The 16,234-nt window shown below is 63.7% G+C and carries 15 protein-coding genes; 8 read left to right on the top strand and 7 right to left on the bottom strand.

The features are described 5' to 3' along the window. Nucleotides 1-78: 78 nt before the first annotated feature. Complete coding sequence (locus tag U1707_RS14185) at nt 79-717, bottom strand: zinc ribbon domain-containing protein (protein WP_332800718.1); 639 nt, start codon at nt 715-717, stop codon at nt 79-81. A gap of 89 nt (nt 718-806) precedes the next feature. Between U1707_RS14185 and U1707_RS14180 the strand changes: the two genes are divergently transcribed. After that, nucleotides 807-1,076, top strand: a complete 270-nt coding sequence (locus tag U1707_RS14180; protein WP_332800717.1) for a helix-turn-helix domain-containing protein — start codon at nt 807-809, stop codon at nt 1,074-1,076. 1,647 nt (nt 1,077-2,723) lie between these two features. Here the strand turns inward: U1707_RS14180 and U1707_RS14175 are convergent. Together U1707_RS14175 and U1707_RS14170 are read right to left on the bottom strand one after the other, a co-directional pair. Next, nucleotides 2,724-3,797, bottom strand: coding sequence for a site-specific integrase (locus U1707_RS14175; protein ID WP_332800716.1), 1,074 nt, complete (start codon nt 3,795-3,797; stop codon nt 2,724-2,726). A gap of 387 nt (nt 3,798-4,184) precedes the next feature. Then, nucleotides 4,185-4,808, bottom strand: coding sequence for a TetR/AcrR family transcriptional regulator (locus U1707_RS14170; RefSeq protein ID WP_332800715.1), 624 nt, complete (start codon nt 4,806-4,808; stop codon nt 4,185-4,187). Between the two features lie 80 nt (nt 4,809-4,888). On the opposite strand from U1707_RS14170, the gene U1707_RS14165 reads away from it, so the two are divergent. Further along, nucleotides 4,889-5,974 carry an aldo/keto reductase gene (locus U1707_RS14165; protein WP_332800714.1) on the top strand — a complete coding sequence of 362 codons (1,086 nt, stop codon included), beginning with the start codon at nt 4,889-4,891 and terminating at the stop codon, nt 5,972-5,974. Nucleotides 5,975-5,997: 23 nt separating this feature from the next. Here the strand turns inward: U1707_RS14165 and U1707_RS14160 are convergent, their stop codons facing one another. From U1707_RS14160 to U1707_RS14150, 3 genes are all read right to left on the bottom strand, one after another. After that, nucleotides 5,998-6,558, bottom strand: a complete 561-nt coding sequence (locus U1707_RS14160) for a YkgJ family cysteine cluster protein (RefSeq protein WP_332800713.1) — start codon at nt 6,556-6,558, stop codon at nt 5,998-6,000. A gap of 84 nt (nt 6,559-6,642) precedes the next feature. Continuing rightward, nucleotides 6,643-6,822 (bottom strand): DUF3253 domain-containing protein, encoded by a 180-nt coding sequence (locus tag U1707_RS14155; RefSeq protein ID WP_332800712.1) that lies wholly within the window; start codon nt 6,820-6,822, stop codon nt 6,643-6,645. A 114-nt stretch (nt 6,823-6,936) separates the two neighbouring features. Continuing rightward, nucleotides 6,937-8,139 (bottom strand): penicillin-binding protein activator, encoded by a 1,203-nt coding sequence (locus U1707_RS14150; protein WP_332800711.1) that lies wholly within the window; start codon nt 8,137-8,139, stop codon nt 6,937-6,939. 10 nt (nt 8,140-8,149) lie between these two features. On the opposite strand from U1707_RS14150, the gene rsmI reads away from it, so the two are divergent. The 4 genes from rsmI (at nt 8,150) to U1707_RS14130 (ending at nt 11,419) form a co-directional block, all read left to right on the top strand. Beyond that, nucleotides 8,150-8,998: a 16S rRNA (cytidine(1402)-2'-O)-methyltransferase gene (gene rsmI, locus U1707_RS14145; RefSeq protein WP_443025710.1), complete on the top strand. Its 849-nt coding sequence runs from the start codon at nt 8,150-8,152 to the stop codon at nt 8,996-8,998. Nucleotides 8,999-9,151: 153 nt separating this feature from the next. Then, nucleotides 9,152-9,505 carry a YraN family protein gene (locus tag U1707_RS14140; protein WP_131587636.1) on the top strand — a complete coding sequence of 118 codons (354 nt, stop codon included), beginning with the start codon at nt 9,152-9,154 and terminating at the stop codon, nt 9,503-9,505. Between the two features lie 200 nt (nt 9,506-9,705). Beyond that, on the top strand, nt 9,706-10,659 hold the full coding sequence (gene gshB / locus U1707_RS14135; protein WP_332800709.1) for a glutathione synthase: 954 nt from the start codon (nt 9,706-9,708) through the stop codon (nt 10,657-10,659). Between the two features lie 160 nt (nt 10,660-10,819). Further along, nucleotides 10,820-11,419 (top strand): DedA family protein, encoded by a 600-nt coding sequence (locus tag U1707_RS14130; protein WP_332800708.1) that lies wholly within the window; start codon nt 10,820-10,822, stop codon nt 11,417-11,419. Nucleotides 11,420-11,449: 30 nt separating this feature from the next. On the opposite strand, the gene U1707_RS14125 is transcribed toward U1707_RS14130, so the two are convergent. Further along, nucleotides 11,450-12,367 (bottom strand): tyrosine recombinase XerC, encoded by a 918-nt coding sequence (locus U1707_RS14125; RefSeq protein ID WP_443025702.1) that lies wholly within the window; start codon nt 12,365-12,367, stop codon nt 11,450-11,452. A 44-nt stretch (nt 12,368-12,411) separates the two neighbouring features. Between U1707_RS14125 and U1707_RS14120 the strand changes: the two genes are divergently transcribed. Continuing rightward, nucleotides 12,412-13,872, top strand: a complete 1,461-nt coding sequence (locus U1707_RS14120; protein WP_332800707.1) for a diguanylate cyclase domain-containing protein — start codon at nt 12,412-12,414, stop codon at nt 13,870-13,872. Nucleotides 13,873-13,938: 66 nt separating this feature from the next. Next, entirely contained in the window at nt 13,939-16,110 is a 2,172-nt protein-coding gene (locus tag U1707_RS14115; protein ID WP_332800706.1) for a primosomal protein N', read from the top strand. The last annotated feature ends 124 nt before the right edge of the window (nt 16,111-16,234 follow it).

The following is a 16,234-nucleotide window of genomic DNA, read 5'->3' as shown; positions in this document are numbered from 1 at the left end:
TACAGCACGTCTAGAGGGTGAAGGCTACATTCCCGTATCCACCCGCCTGTCGCTATTGCAGCGTACGTAGCTGGTGCCTTATTTCGTGTTCTCGTCAGCCTTCCAGCCAGCAACCATCTTTGCGGCTTGCGCGTCTCTTGTCGCAACCTCGGCTTCACTGTTTACACAAACTGACGTTTCGTGATCGAACGCTTTGCGATCGTTCGATTCACTGTCGAAAGCATCCGTTCCGACAAGTGATAATGCTAGCTTGCCGTCTGATGTTCGGCCCAACCTCTTTCTGGCATCGTAGTAAAAGTCGACAGCACCGACGTATCCGCCAAACGAGTTTTTCGCGTTGACCTTACCGGTTACGCAGTGGTCATTCGAGTACAGTTCGGTAAATTGCGCTGAATCTGGATCGACAAGGCTATTCTTAATATAGGCAATGCCCGTAGCCTCGACAGTGGGACTGTCCAACCGCATCTGCTCCCCCATCAGGTTCGCCATACCGACTGCTCCCCCAACAACTGCAATCAGCGCCGCTACCCCTGCAACGGCATACCAAGGCTTGAACTGCATAGGAGTGTGCAACGGCTCGGTAGGCTGTTGAACGCTAAAGGTGGGATCGGTGGGGGTGCTGGCGCTGTCTACGCGATAGCCGCAGTGCTTGCAGACTTTCGCTGCTGCTTTGATCGTCTCTGCGCATTGCGGACAGGTCGTCTCGTCGTCGTTCATGCTTCCCCCTACCGGTCGCTGTTTTGATGCTCCGGCAACGTATCTCACACGCTTTCTGTGTTGTTGCCAACCCTTGGCAGGGGTGTCGGATGGCAACGGGTCCGACCTCGACAACCAAAGGATTTCAGGAGCCCCGCTACCGGGCGCTCGTTGGGATGCTTATCGATGCCCGTAAGGCATCAGGGGTAAGTCAGGAGGCGTTCGCAGCTAAGATCAATCGCCATCAACAATTCGTCTCGCGGTATGAAACCGGAGAGCGACGGCTGGACGTTGTTGAGTTCGTAGATATCTCTCGCGCTCTGCAATGCGATCCGGTCGAGTTAATCGAACGGGTGCCGCTCAAAGACAGCGAACGGTAGAGCCTAAGGCAATGCGAACCCCCTTCTGTTAAATACGAAGGGGCTATGTCCGGATTTGAGTAGCAAAGGTTGAAAGGACAGCTTGCAGTTTTTTTCGATGAAAAAATCCGGAATCCTCATACTAGTACGAACTGTATGGAATATTTGTAATATGATGACCTAATTGTATAAATCTTAAAAGCAATATGAATATATCTTCTAGATTCTATATTTAAGTTGTTTAGATATATTTACGCAAGTTTACGTTATGGATATATTATTATGTTTATAATTTACCGTTTTATTTGATTTGATAGATATTTTAACATTTCGGCTTCCCCGAAGGGGATAAGCCTTATATTTCAAGAGAAGAATATCCCCCTGCACCATATTGAGGCCATGATAAGAGTCATGACCCGAACATAGCGCAGGAGATACAACGTTTCCGTCGAAGTGGTGAAGGGTGCTAGCTGACTAAGCAGATCGGCGGAGTCCGTTTACCGATCCATTAAACCCCTTATCCGTCACCTTCCGGTGACACTCGGTTATCCATATTGGAAGCCTCCCGGATTGCTCGTACCATTTACGCCCCGGAAGAGGGAGTTGCTTCAAAGCAGCGCTCCCATCTTTTAGAAGTCCATTTGAGATTCACGCTAATACGTATCTCGGGCGACAACCGGGCGCTTTCGCCAGATCATTCCTTGCGCGCCCACTCGCTCATAGCGCCGGTCTAGAATTCCGGTATCGCCGTTCTTTTTACCAAAGGTGGGTATGATTACGGCAGGTCAGTGCCATTAAAGATAGTATAACTCGATCAACGTTGCATTAAAAGACAGTTATACTGCCATTTATACTCGACTATTCAACATCATCGAAGCAAAAAACATCATCGAGCGGCTTGAAGGGCCTATACGCCATTTCTAGAGAGCAATAGGTCCTAAATATCATATCCGCGAACCTATCGCTTCGTAAACCGCTTTTGTCTTCTGCCAACTCCATCATGAGATCACGAAAGTATTCCTTTACTTCTTCTAACGATTTGATTGCATCTTTTAAATTCATGGTACTCCTCTTTCCCGACGGTCATGCCGTCAAAGGACATTAGCAGACCGCATCCGTGACACAACGCCTTGTGTAAAAGGCATGACTTTACCTTTGTAATTCATATTTATAACTTTGGTATGATCAACCCGTTGTACCGAAGTCCCTTAACCTGCGGATATGTCTCTTCAATGGTTACCTCACCGATGTATCGGGCATCCAATTCACTCTTTGCGTGCCCGACGACCTCATGAACGACGTTTATAGGAAGGTTGTTCGTCGTCCCTATCATTGCCTTGAACGTGCCTCGCAGAGAGTGAAACGTAACCTCGCGCCTTGCGTCTATCGATAGCTTGTCAGCTAACGCCGAAGGGATAACCGTGCGATTGAACGCCCTGATGACTTTCGAATTTGACCACGCTGGAAACGCGTCCACCCCCGCCCCGGCGGGCTTGATCGCTGTCCAGTCGGGAAACAAACGCGTCGCCCCCGACCTGCGAATGCGATCAACGTAAGTGGGAAAACCTAATTCGATCAACGCATCCAAGATCGGCACACACCTGCTACGCCCATTCTTGGTTCCGCGATGTTCATTAGGCCGAATGAGAAAATGCGGCATATCATCTGTTAAGCGGACCTCTGATAAGCAAGACCACCCAACTCCGATGCCCTACAACCGGTCATCAAAGCGACAATTGGAACCCAAAACTCACTGCCCGATAGCCGGTGAGTTCCGGGCGTGTGCGTGTCTGTCGCAGACTTGCATCCTGTAAACCAAGGGTGCGCAAATATCGCGTTAAGCTTACTTATCTGTAAACGCCGCTTATCTGGCATCACCGATCGATCTTTAGGCGCTATGAGATTGTCGATCTTCAAACCAGCTAGGGGGTTATCTCCTACGAATTTATCGATATCGCGGGCGTGATAGATCGCAGAAGCCAAAATTCTCAATCTCTTCTTGATGCTCTGCCGGGATAACGGACGCACAATACTTCCCGGCGTCTTTCCACCAACCTGCACTTTCGCTAGATGCTGAACAAACTGTCGGGCGTCTGATCGGGTAATCGAAGCAAGAGACTTCCGACCGATAACCTCTTCGAACTGCCGCAACGCCAGTCGTGTTTCGGCAATCGTCTTCGGTGCGGGTTTGCGCGCGATCAAATAATCGTCAACCGCATCCGCTAGAGTGCCTCCTAGAGGGGTAGGAGGCACGTTCTGGTGACTCGGCAAAGCCGGAACTGCCGAACCATCAACGAGTGCTGAAATGCGCTTATAACCCCGCTCCATGCCCGCGCGTACAGCACCGATGATGGCAGCAAACTCCTCACTACCGTCGGCTGCCGCATAGCCCGCGTCCCTCGCCACCCAGCGCGCCTCATCGTCAGGCTTTAGGAATGCCGACGGACTATCGCTATGTCGCGTCCGTATAGCCTCTCGCGCCTCTTCCGCGTCACGCTCCAAATCATACACCATCCGGTCTAGCTCGGCCGCGGCATCGCGGTCGACATTGGCACGACGATATTGCCGTTCGAACGACTGCGCCGTCACGTCCGCTTGTCGTGCCGCAATTTCTTCAAGGTCGGTATCCGTTACGATGCGGGCTGGTTGAAGCTCGGCGCGCTTGACCATGCCGACGATCGACTTCGGGTCCGCTATTAGCCGTTCGAACTCGGAATGAGCGGCCGCATACGCAGCAAACATATCAACGGTTCGCTTCGTGCGTAGGGACCTGCGAAACAGCGGGCGCGATCCGAACGCCGCAGCAAACCTAGCTCCGTCCCTCTGTATGTGCGTCGGCACCCGCCGCTCGTACTGAAATACCCCGTCCCGAGTACGGACGAACTGAACAACCCCGGTCAAAATCTGTCTCCATCGCGGGCGTTGTCTCGCACCGCAGTCTCACAGACCGTGACAGATTCCCGTTTCAGCGCAACGGCTTGTCCTATATCAACTACTTACTCGCTCTTAGTTTGTCGTCCCGTAGGGGTCACCATCTCGCTGCCAGGCTGCGGAGATCAGCGGAATACCAGTTAAATCAATAGCTTGTTAGACTAGCTGCCATAGCTTCTTTCCGGCCGGCCGGCGATGTCACGGTTGCGGCCAGGCTTGCAAGGCGGTTGCGACGATCGCCAGCAGGTCCTCGCGCGTCGCGCCGTCGCGGGCCAGCACGGACATGCCCTGGGTGATTGCCATGATGAAGGTGGCAAGGGTGGCGGCATTGGCGGTAGGTTGGATCGCGCCGGTTGCGATGTCGCGCGCTATGCGGTCGCGCAGGTGGCCGACGATCGCCTGGCGGATGTCGGCGATGGCGCGTTGCACGTCGGAGGCCGCCGCCGAACCGCTGGCGGCGGCGCTGGCGAGCAGGCAGCCCCTGGGCGTGGTGTCGCCGGTGTAAGCGGTCGCGGCATCGGTGAGCAGTCGCCGGGCGGCCTCGTAAGAGCTCGGCGCCCCCGCGATGGCCCGCGCCATCGCGTCGGGGTCGCCCGCATAGCGGCGCGCGGCTTCGAGGAACAACTGCTTCTTGTCGCCGAACGCGGTGTAGAGGCTGGGCGCGGTGATCCCCATCGCCGTGGTCAGGTCGATGATCGAGGTCGTCTCATACCCGTGTTGCCAGAACGTCAGCATCGCATGTTCGAGGGCGGTTTCTCGATCGAACGACAGCGGGCGGCCGGTCTTGCGGCGCGATTTCGGGGCGGGGGACGGTTCATTCATAGCGATCACTTCGAAACATGTTGACGCATCCTGGTATGCGATCTATCCGTTTCATAACGGACGCTATGAAAGGCGTAAATATGTCGCTCACGGATTTTCGCACGCTCGGCCGGTCGGGCCTGGTCGTCAGCCCGCTCGCGCTGGGCACCATGACGTTCGGCCCCGGCGAATGGGGTGCGGACGCCGCGACCTCGCGCGCGATCTTCGACGCCTATCGCGCGGCTGGCGGCAATTTCATCGATACCGCCGACATTTACTCGGGTGGCCAAAGCGAGACGCTCGTCGGCACGTTCATCGCCGACAATGGGGCCCGCGACGATATCGTGCTCGCCACGAAGTTCGCGTTCAACGGTTCGACCAGCCCGCTCGCGGCGACTCAGTCCGGTGGCGGCAATCCGAATGCGGGCGGTGCGGGTGCCAAGAACATCCACCGCGCGCTGCATGCGTCGCTCAAGCGACTGCGCACAGACTATATCGATCTCTACTGGATGCATATCTGGGACGGCGTCACGCCGATCGAGGAGATCGTGCAGACGCTCGGCGATCTCGTCCGCGCCGGCAAGATCCGCTATTACGGCCTGTCGGATATGCCGGCGTGGCTGGCGATGAAGGCAGCGACGATCGCCGCGGAGCGGGGCGTTCCCGGACCGATCGCGATGCAACTCGAATACTCGCTGGTCGCGCGCGATGTCGAAAGCGAACATATTCCGGCGGCCCGCGAAGGCGGCATGGGCGTGATGCCGTGGAGCCCGTTGGCCGGCGGCTTCCTAACCGGCAAATATGTGCGGGACGATACCGCCCGCACCGGCCGGCTGAGCGGCGCCAATCCGTTTGGCGACAGCAAATTCACCGACCGCAACTGGGATATCCTCGAGGTGTTGAAGACGATCGCGGCCGAGCTCGACCGGTCGCCCGCGCAGGTCGCGCTGGCCTGGACGCTGGCGCGTCCCGGAATCGCCTCCACGCTGATCGGCGCGAGCAAGGTCTCGCAGCTTGAGGCCAACATCGCGGCGACCGAGATATCGTTGTCGCGCGATCAGATGCAGCGGCTCGACGACGCGAGTGCGCCGACGCCCGGCTTCACCGCGGCGCTGGCCCAACCGTTCATACGGCGCATGATCTTCGGCGGTCACGCGGTTGCGGGTTGGGACGATCGAACGCGGTAGAAGACACCGGCTGTGCGGCCGGGTCAGTCGTTCGCCGCAAAAACGCCGTAGCGTTCGCGCCAGGCGGCGACTTCGCCCCGGAGGTGGATCGGTGCGGGCTCGCCGGAGAGGACGTGGCGGGCGACGTCGTTCTCGGGATGCATCAGCATCTTCCTGTCGCCATCGCTGAACCAGACGGGGACCAAGCGATCGCACACGCTGTCGAGGATCGTGGCGGCAATGCCGTCCTCGATCGCGCGGCTGCCGGCGAGCACCCGGACGTTGATCGAGACCCCTTCGAACAGGTTCTGCGGCTGCTGGACGAAATTGAGCGACACCAGAAGCCCGGATCGGTCCGGTCGGGCTTCGTCGGGCATGCTACCTACCCGTCGCCACGCGCAGAACCATGTCCGGCAGATGCGCGGGCGTACCGCATGGATACCACAACCCGCGGCGGTAAGATGGACGCAGGGCGTGCCCGCGGGCTTCTTGAGTTCCGGCGTATCGACCGTGAGCACGGTGCAGCACGCCGTGCACTCGCCACAGCCGCGATCGGCCAGCACCGGCCCCAGCAGGATGGTTTCCAGGTCGGTATCGGTACGCACGACGGCGGGATTGCCTGCACGGGGTCCTGAAGACAAGAGCGCGGCGGCCGATCCGTATGGTTCAGGGCTAGTGCGGTTGGGTGGCTAACGCGGTTCGCGGCCGATGCGGTACGGCCCGGCGCGCGTGGGAAGCGACTGCCCCTTCCAGCTCAGTTGCACCTGACCCGTTGCCACCATCTGGTCGACGACCGCATGGACGGTGGGCATCAGGCTGCGCCAGTCGACCTCGCCGCCTTCCATGCCGGCGGCGAGTTTGCGGGCCACCTCACTCGGGCATATCGTTGCGTTTCGCAGCGCGGCTTGCCAAAAGGGCCAGCGTGGCGGCGTGCACGTCCACCCTGTTGTCCGTCCCCGCTCAACGCTGCCCGGCTGCGGCCTTTACTTGCCGAACCCGGTCGGCGCCGCCGATACCACGGTCGTCGTGCCGCCGCGGATCTCCTTCACTTCCAGCGCGCGCTCGGCGACGTTGTCGCGGCCGAAGCGGAAGGCGCCGTCGATGCCGGCGAACCCGTCGCCGTCGCGTAGGCGGTTTACCGGGAACGCCGTGCCCGGCTTCCAGTCGCGGGCGATGCGGACCGTCAGCAGGACCGAATCATAGCCGAGGCTCGACAGGCGGTACGGCCCTGCCCCGAAGCGCGCGCGGTATTTGGCGGCGTATTGGCGGTACAGCGTGTCCGAGACGCTGGCATACCACGCGCCGTTGAGCGCCGGCTTGGCCGCGATTCCCGCATCCGAATTCCACAATTCGGTGCCGAGAATCCGGGTCGCCGCGCCGCCGCCGCGCTTGATCAACGCCGCTGCCGAGGCCGCGCCGGCACCGCCGTCGGCGATCAGCACGGCATCATAGGGTGCCTTGGCCGCAAGCCGTGTCACCGCGGCGGCAACGCCGCCGGGGCCGCGGGCGTAGGTCTGCAGCGAGACGACCTGCCCGCCCGCACTTTCGACCGCCCGGAGAAACGCGGTCGACGCGCGCTCGCCGTACAGGCCGTTGGGAACGAGGCCCGCGAAATTGGTGACGCCGCGCTGCTTGGCGAAATCGACGACGCGCGCGACCGACTGGGTCGGCACATAGCCCATCAGATACGCGCCGTTGCCCGCCACGCCGAGATCGTTCGAGAAGCTCAGCACCGGGACGCCGGCCGCCTTGGCGATCGGTGCGACGGCACGGACGTCGTCGGCCAGCAGCGGCCCGAGGATCAGCTGCGCGCCTTCGGCGATCGCGCGCTGGGCGGCGGCGGCGGCACCGGTCGCGGTGTCGTAGTTGGTGATCCGGACGCGCTGGTTCTGCGTGTCGAGCAATGCGAGCATCGTCGCGTTGGCGATCGAGGTGCCGACACCGGCGTTGCTGCCCGACAACGGCACGAGCAGCGCGACGCGGTTACGCTCGGCATCGCGCGGGATGCCGGTCTCGACGCCGACCGCCGGGCGATCGACGGGGCGCGTGGTCGGACGCTGCTGCGACGGCTCGACGGGACCGCGCGGGACGATCGTCTGGCACGCGCCGAGCAGGCACGCCGCGACAAGCGTCGCCCATCGCCCTGCAGTACGTGCGGATTGCCCTATCGTCGTCGCGTCTGCCATGACCGTCCCCATGAACCCTGAAACTCTTCTCGATCCCGGCCTCTACATCGTCGCGACCCCGATCGGCAATCTTGGCGATCTGTCGCCGCGTGCCGCCGACATCCTCCGCCGCGCCGACGTGATCGCGGTAGAGGACAGCCGCGTGACGGCCGGGCTGCTGCGCCATATCGGCACCAAGACGCCGATGGTGCCGTATCACGATCACAGCGCGGAAGGGGTGCGGCCCGCGCTGATCGCGCGGATGGCGACTCAGGCGGTCGCGCTGGTATCGGACGCGGGAACGCCGCTGATTTCCGATCCCGGCTTCAAGCTGGTGCGCGATGCACGCGCGGCGGGGCATCTGGTGGTGACGATCCCGGGGCCATGCGCGGCGGTGGCGGCGCTGACGCTGGCGGGGCTGCCGACCGACCGCTTCCTGTTCGTGGGGTTCCTGCCGTCGAAGATGCACGCGCGAGCCGAGGCGATCGCGGAGGTGGCAACGATCCGCGCCACGCTGGTGATGTACGAATCGGGGCCGCGATTGGGGGCGTGCCTGGCCGCGCTGGCGGAAGGGCTCGGCGACCGCGAGGCGGCGGTGACGCGCGAGATCAGCAAGAAATTTGAGGAGGCGGTGACGGGACCGCTCTCGTCGCTCGCCGCGCGCTATGCGGATGCGCCGCCAAGGGGGGAGATCGTGATCGTCGTTGCACCGCCGGGCGAGGCGCTGCCGGCGAGCGCCGAGGACGGCGATGCGGCGCTGGTCGAGGCGTTGACGCGGTTGTCGACCGGGCAGGCCGCGAGCGAGGTCGCGAAGGCGTTGGGGCTGGACCGCAAGGCGCTGTATGCTCGGGCGCTGGAATTGAAGGCGGAGAAGGGATGACCGCACTTCTTCCGTTGCTGAACGGGAGGGCGACCGATCTTCCCCCCTCCCTGGAAGGGAGGGGCCGGGGGTGGGTCGGCTGCTTGGGATCGGCAGCGCCAGCCAACGGGCCAACCCACCCCCAACCCCTCCCTTTCAGGGATGGGAGCAGGAATGCGTGACCGCCGTTCCGCTGAGCTTGCCGGCCGGCGCGGCGAGCGGCTGGCGGGGTGGTGGCTTCGGCTGAAGGGGTGGAGCATCCTCGACCGCCGCGTGAGGACACCAGCCGGCGAGGTCGATCTCGTCGCACGCAAGGGCAACCTGATCGCGTTCGTCGAGGTAAAGACCCGTGCGACCGCCGCCGAACTCGACTTCGCGATCGACGAACGGCGGCTGTCCCGCGTCGCGGCGGCGGCGGAATATCTGATGCCGCGCTACGCCGGGCCGGGCGACGATATCCGCGTCGACGTCATCCTGCTCGCCCCCGGCACGCGGCCAAGGCATATCGAGAATGCGTGGATCGGGTGATGCCTCGACCATTCGTGGCGAAACCTCGCAAAGCTTTCGTCATCCTTACGAAAGTCAGGATCCAGAGCCATGAAGCGATGCCCTCGATTATCCTGGATCCTGACTTTCGTCAGGATGACGGGGTTGATTGAAGCGATGCCGCCCGGTGACTTCGCGTCCGCCCGCGCCTACATGCGCTCGACCGAACAGAAGGAAGTCGCATGAGCCTCACCGTCGCCGTCCAGATGGACCCGCTCGACAGCATCAACATCGCCGGCGATTCGACCTTCGCGCTGATGCTGTCGGCGCAGGATCGCGGGCACACGCTGTTCCACTACTCGGCCGAGGATTTGAACTACCGCGACGGCCGCGTGTGGGCGAAGGCGCATCCGGTGACGGTGCAGCGGGTCGTCGGCGATCATTTCTCGGTCGGCGAGTCGGTCAATCTCGACCTCGGCGACGACGCCGACGTCGTGTTGATGCGGCAGGATCCGCCGTTCGATCTCGGCTACATCACCGCGACGCATCTGCTCGAGCGGATCGCCGACAAGACGCTCGTCGTCAACGATCCGGCACAGGTGCGAAACGCGCCCGAGAAGGTGTTCGTGCTGGACTATCCGCAGTTCATGCCGCCGACCTTGGTGACGCGCTCGCTCGACGAAGCCCGGAAATTTCTCGCCGAGCACGGCGCGATCGTCATCAAGCCGCTGCACGGCAATGGCGGCAAGGCGATCTTCAAGGTCGAGTCGGACGGCGCGAACCTGTCGGCACTGATGGAGGTCTTCAACATGACGTGGCGTGAGCCGCACATGGTGCAGGCGTTCCTCCCCGACGTGGCGAAGGGCGACAAGCGGATCGTACTGATCGACGGCGAGGTCGCGGGCGCGATCAACCGGTTGCCAGGCGAAGGCGAGATCCGCTCGAACCTGGCGGTCGGCGGGTCGGCGGAGAAGTCGGAACTGACCGACAAGGAGCGCGAGATCTGCGCGGTGCTCGGGCCGGAACTGAAGAAGCGCGGGCTGTTGTTCGTCGGCATCGACGTGATCGGTGGCAAGTGGCTGACGGAGATCAACGTGACGTCGCCGACGGGGATCGTCGCGATCTCGAATTTCGATGGGACCGATCTGGCGGGCATGATCTGGGATGCGATCGAGGCGAAGGTCTCGGCGCGGTAAGCACCAAACACCACCCCGGCGAAGGCCGGGGCCCAATTGGAAAGGTCGCGGTAACGGAGCGCCGTGCTTCGTCATGACCGTCCCCCGATTGGGCCCCTGCCTTCGCCGGGGTGGTATGATGCGGCGGAACCCATCGGCGTCCCGGCAGTATCTCATACCCATGACCGAATTCATCCTCGATCTCATCGCCTGGGGCGGATATTTCGGTATCTTTCTGTTGATGGCGCTCGAGAATATCATCCCGCCGGTGCCGTCCGAAGTCATCATGGGGCTCGGCGGCATGGCGGTCGCGCGCGGCAATATGAGCGTCGTGCCGCTGATCGCATGGGGCACGGCTGGCTCGGTCGTCGGCAATTACTTCTGGTATTATATCGGCCGCAACATCGGCTACGAACGCTTCCGCCCGTTCATCGAGCGCAACGGGCGCTGGCTGACGATGGAATGGTCGGACGTCGAGACGATCCACCGGTTCTTCATGAAGCGCGGCGGCTGGGTGATCTTCGTGTTCCGGTTCATGCCGACCTTCCGCACCGTCATCTCGCTGCCCGCCGGGATGACCAAGATGCCGATCTGGCAGTTCGTCATCTGGACCGCGGCGGGCAGTGCGATCTGGAACACCGTGCTGACCTATGCCGGCATCCTGCTCGGCTCGCATTTCGCCGAACTCGACCGCTATGTTGGGCCGGTCGCGGTGGCGACGCTGGTCGTCATCGTCTTCGGCTATGGCTGGCGCGTCGTGACGTGGAAACCGAAAAGCTGATCACGCGCGCGCCGGTCAAGCACGCCCTAATCAAGCACGGGGATGCGCGTTGCGGTACACGTCCATCAGGTGCGCGGCATCGACCTGCGTGTAGACCTGCGTCGAGCTGAGGCTGGCATGGCCGAGCAGCTCCTGGAGCGCGCGCAGGTCCGCCCCCCGCCCCAGCAGATGGGTCGCGAAACTATGCCGTAGCGCGTGCGGCGTGGTCCGGTCGCCCAGCCCCAGCCGTGCCCGCGCCGCCTGCACCGCGCGCCGGATCATCACCGGCGACAGCGCGCCGCCCTTCGCGCCGCGGAACAGCGGCGTATCGCGCTCGATCGGCCACGGCGTCTGCGCCGCATACGCCTCGATCGCCGCGCGCACCTGCGGCAACAGCGGGACAACCCGGGTCTTCGCGCGCTTGCCGAGCACGCGCACCGTCTCGCCGAGCGGCAGGATGCCACCGGGCAGCGTCAGTGCCTCGCCGATCCGCAGCCCGGCGCCGTACAGTAGCATCAGCACCGCCCAGTCGCGCGCGGCGAGCCACGGCTCGGCGGCATCGTCGGCCACCTCCTCCGCCAGCGCGACCGCCTCGGCCGGCGAGATCGGCCGCGGCAGGGCCCTCTTCACGCGCGGCCCCCGGACCCGCGGTTGCGAGGCCTCCGCATTCGCCCAGGCCAGGAACCCGCGCACCGCCGACAATTCGCGCGCCGCCGACGCGTTGCCGAGGCCGGACTCGCGGCGTTGCGCCAGATACGCGCGCAGGTCCGTCGCCGTCACGCGAGCGAGCGCCGCACGGTCGACCCGTTCCCCCCAATGACCGATCAGGAACGCGGTCAGCCGTTCCGCGGACGCCTGATAGGCGCGCACGGTATGCACCGATCGCCGACGATCCCTGGTGAGATGATCCGCCCACAGCACCGACGGCGCAACCTGTTCGGACGATCCCATTCGCGACCGGTACCGCATTCTAAGCGCAAAGAAAATTAACCTCGACGCGGTATCGAGACAGCATGCCCTCAGCCAAGCTCGCCACGGACATATTTGCGGATGAAACCCGGCGGGTCGCGGCGCTGCACGCGCTGGCGTTGCTCGACACCGAACCCGAACGCGAATTCGACGCGCTGGTCGCGCTGGCCGCCGAAATGCTGGGGTGCCGGATAGCGCTGTTGACGTTCGTCGATAGCGATCGACTGTGGATCAAGGCCGCCGCCGGATGCGAGCGCGGCGAGATCCGTCGCGAGATCGGCATGTGCAACTACACGATCCGGCGCGGGGATCCGCTGGTCATCGACGACCTGATGCTGGATCGACGCTTCGAGCAGAACCCGCTCGTGGCATCCTCGGTCGGTGCGCGCTTCTATGCCGGAACGCCGGTCTATGCCATCGACGAGGACGGCACGCGCCAGGCCGTCGCTTCGCTGTGCGTCATCGATACCGCCCCGCGCACCCTGAACGATGCGGGCCGCGGCGCGCTTGCCCATCTCGCGACGTTGGCCGAGACCATCATCGCGGCACGCGGCGCGGCGAGCACCGCGATCGCGATCGCCACGACCGCGGATCGACAGACCGCGGCGCTGGCCCGGCAGGATCGCATCTTCCGGCAGGCGGAACGGATGGCGGCGATCGGATCGTGGCGGGTCTCGCTCGACGACGAGCAGCTCGAATGGTCCGATGGCGTCTATCGTATCTACGGCCTGCCGGTCGGCGAGATGCCCGACATGGTGTTCGCGATGGAACTGTATCCGGCGCATGCGCGTGAAACCGTCACCGCGGCGCTGGCGCAGACCTCCGAAACCGGCGTTCCGTTCGATATCGAAGTCGATTTCAAGACGATCCAAGGCGTCGCGCGCCGCGTACGCGTGCTCGGCGAGCGCGAAACGATCGACGGCAAACCGGTCGCGTTGGTCGGCGTGTTCCAGGATGTGACCGAGCGCCACGCCCTCGAAACCATCCTGCGACGCTCTGCCGATACCGATTCGCTGACGGGGATCGCCAACCGCGCGGCGTTCGACCGCGCGCTCGACGCGGCGATGACCCGGTCGCATAGCAACGGCACCCCCCTGCTGCTCGCGCTCATCGACCTCGATGGGTTCAAGGCGATCAACGACACGCTCGGCCACACCGCGGGTGACGACGTGTTGCGCGCGGTCGGGGCAGTATTGCAGGCACCATGGCTCAGGCAGAGCTTTGCCGCGCGCCTTGGCGGCGACGAGTTCGGCGTATTGATCGAAGATCCGATCCTGACCGCGACGCCGAGCGACGTCTGCGCCCGCCTGGAGGAAGCGCTGCGCTTTCCGATCGCGCTCAACGGCCTGGCGATGGTCAGCGCCGGGACGGTCGGGGTCATCGCGCTAGAGCCGGATTGCCATTCGATCCGCGACTTCATCCACCGCGGCGATACGATCCTTTACAAGGCCAAGCGCGCGCGGGTCGGTGAGCGGCGGCGTACGGACCGACGCACCGCTGCGTGACCGGTTAGTCGCGACGCTTGCGTAGACGGTTCACGTAAAGACGTTCCGGCCCCATATACGAACACGATGTCGTCCCGCGCCCGTGTCCTGATCCTCAACGCCGCCCTTGGGCCGCTCGACTACCGCGTGCCTGCCGGCATGACCGTCGAGCCGGGCTCGGTCGTCGTGGCGCCACTCGGGCCCAGGCAGTTGCTCGGGGTCGTATGGGAAGCGGAGCGGATGCCGTCGGATGCGGAGGTCGGCGACAACCGGTTGCGCAACCTGCTCGCGGTCGCCGACGTGCCACCGCTCGGAGCGCCGCTACGGCGGCTGGTCGAGTGGACCGCGGATTATTACCTCGCGCCGGCGGCGTCAGTGCTGAGGATGACGCTGGCGTCGACCTCGGCGCTGGAGGGCGCACGTACTGCCGTCGAGTATCGGTCAACCGGGGTCGTGCCCCCTCGCCTGACGCCGCAACGCGAGCAGGCACTGGAGAGGATCGGCGATCGCCAGGGCCTGATCCGCGAACTGGCGACGCTGGCCGAGGTCAGCGATGCGGTGATCCGCGGGCTGGTGAAGGTCGGTGCGATCGAGGCGGTCGAGGTGAGTATCGACAGCCCCTACCCCATGCCCGATCCGCTGCACCACGAGCCGACGCTGTCCGACGATCAGCGGGCGGCGGCCGATGTCCTGGTCGCCGGCGTGGCCGAGCATGCGTTCCACCCGACCCTGCTCGACGGTGTCACCGGGTCGGGCAAGACGGAGGTGTATTTCGAGGCGGTGGCGCAGGCGATCCGCGACGGGCGCCAGACTTTGGTCCTGCTGCCCGAGATCGCGCTGACCGAGCCGTTCCTGAAGCGCTTCCACGACCGGTTCGGCTGCGAGCCGGTCGCGTGGCATTCGGGGCTACGGTCGACGCAACGGCGGCGGGCGTGGCGGGCGATCGCGAGCGGCGAGGCGCTGGTGACGGTGGGGGCGCGGTCGGCGTTGTTCCTGCCGTACCGCGACCTCGGGCTGATCGTCGTCGACGAGGCGCACGAGACCAGTTTCAAGCAGGAAGAGGGCGTGCATTATCATGCGCGCGACGTCGCGGTTATGCGCGGCAAGTTCGAGGGGTGTCCGGTGATCCTCGCCTCCGCGACGCCGGCGATCGAGACGCGGCAACAGGTCGCGACCGGGCGCTATGCCGAACTGAAGCTGCCGGGCCGGTTCGGGGTGGCGGAGATGCCGACGATCGAGCCGATCGACCTGATCAAGGAACCGCCCGAGCGTGGTCGCTGGCTTGCACCGCGCCTCGTGAAGGCGATGCAGGCGACGTTGGAACGCGGCGAGCAGGCGTTGCTGTTCCTCAACCGGCGGGGGTACGCGCCGCTGACTTTATGCCGGACGTGTGGGCATCGGTTCCAATGCCCGAACTGCACCGCGTGGATGGTCGAGCACCGCCTGACGCGGCGGCTGGCGTGCCATCATTGCGGGCATGCCGAGCCGACGCCTCGCGTGTGCCCGGAGTGCAAGGGCGAGGACACGCTGGTTGCTTGCGGACCCGGCGTAGAGCGGATCGCCGACGAGGTGACGGCGCTGTTCCCCGAGGCGAAGACGGCGGTGGTTACGTCGGACACGATCTGGTCGCCGGCCAAGGCGGCGGAGTTCGTCGGGCGGATGGAGGCGGGCGACATCGACATCGTCGTCGGCACGCAGCTGGTGACCAAGGGGTATCATTTCCCCAATCTCACTTTGGTGGGTGTAGTCGATGCGGATTTGGGCCTCGATGGCGGCGACCTCCGCGCGGCCGAGCGGACGTTCCAGCAGATCCGGCAGGTATCAGGGCGCGCGGGGCGCGGCGAGAAGCCCGGGCACGTGTTCATCCAGACGCATAGTCCGGGCGCGCAGGTTATGCAGGCGCTGATCACCGGTGATGCGGATGCGTTCTATGCCGCGGAGACGGACGCGCGGAAGGATGCGGGGGCGCCGCCGTTCGGACGCTATGCGGCGATCGTAGTGTCGTCGGAGGACCAATCCTGCGCGCACGATACGGCCAAGCTGGTGGGGCGGAGCGCGCCCGAGGTCGATGGCATGCACGTGTATGGCCCCGCGCCGGCGCCGCTGGCGATGTTGCGGGGGCGGCATCGGTACCGGCTGCTGGTCCATGCGCGGCGGGCGCTGGATGTGCAGGATGTCATCCGGGCGTGGCTGGGGAAGCTGGACTGGCCGTCCAAGGCGCGCGTGACGGTGGACGTCGACCCGTATAATTTCTTGTAGCGTTGGCCGTTACGCCCCCCACCTTTCCGTCATCCTGACGAAAGTCAGGATTCAGGGTAACCGGGGGTGGCGTTGCTTGGCTCTGGATCCTGACTTTCGTCAGGATGACGGAGACAGCAGATGG

Source organism: Sphingomonas sandaracina, assembly GCF_036663695.1.
Classification (GTDB): Bacteria; Pseudomonadota; Alphaproteobacteria; order Sphingomonadales; family Sphingomonadaceae; genus Sphingomonas.
The sequence above is the reverse complement of the archived record's forward strand: the minus strand, read 5'-3'. Positions and strand labels throughout refer to the sequence as shown.

Excerpts from the sequence above, each read along its gene's own strand:
- U1707_RS14140 (WP_131587636.1), top strand. The coding sequence starts at position 9,152 with ATGCGTGACCGCCGTTCCGCTGAGCTTGCCGGCCGGCGCGGCGAGCGG.
- U1707_RS14175 (WP_332800716.1), bottom strand. The coding sequence starts at position 3,797 with ATGTTTGCTGCGTATGCGGCCGCTCATTCCGAGTTCGAACGGCTAATA.
- U1707_RS14185 (WP_332800718.1), bottom strand. The coding sequence starts at position 717 with ATGAACGACGACGAGACGACCTGTCCGCAATGCGCAGAGACGATCAAA.
- U1707_RS14120 (WP_332800707.1), top strand. The coding sequence starts at position 12,412 with ATGCCCTCAGCCAAGCTCGCCACGGACATATTTGCGGATGAAACCCGG.
- U1707_RS14130 (WP_332800708.1), top strand. The coding sequence starts at position 10,820 with ATGACCGAATTCATCCTCGATCTCATCGCCTGGGGCGGATATTTCGGT.
- U1707_RS14170 (WP_332800715.1), bottom strand. The coding sequence starts at position 4,808 with ATGAATGAACCGTCCCCCGCCCCGAAATCGCGCCGCAAGACCGGCCGC.
- U1707_RS14150 (WP_332800711.1), bottom strand. The coding sequence starts at position 8,139 with ATGGCAGACGCGACGACGATAGGGCAATCCGCACGTACTGCAGGGCGA.
- U1707_RS14115 (WP_332800706.1), top strand. The coding sequence starts at position 13,939 with ATGTCGTCCCGCGCCCGTGTCCTGATCCTCAACGCCGCCCTTGGGCCG.
- U1707_RS14125 (WP_443025702.1), bottom strand. The coding sequence starts at position 12,367 with ATGCGGTACCGGTCGCGAATGGGATCGTCCGAACAGGTTGCGCCGTCG.
- rsmI (WP_443025710.1), top strand. The coding sequence starts at position 8,150 with ATGAACCCTGAAACTCTTCTCGATCCCGGCCTCTACATCGTCGCGACC.
- U1707_RS14165 (WP_332800714.1), top strand. The coding sequence starts at position 4,889 with ATGTCGCTCACGGATTTTCGCACGCTCGGCCGGTCGGGCCTGGTCGTC.
- gshB (WP_332800709.1), top strand. The coding sequence starts at position 9,706 with ATGAGCCTCACCGTCGCCGTCCAGATGGACCCGCTCGACAGCATCAAC.
- U1707_RS14180 (WP_332800717.1), top strand. The coding sequence starts at position 807 with ATGGCAACGGGTCCGACCTCGACAACCAAAGGATTTCAGGAGCCCCGC.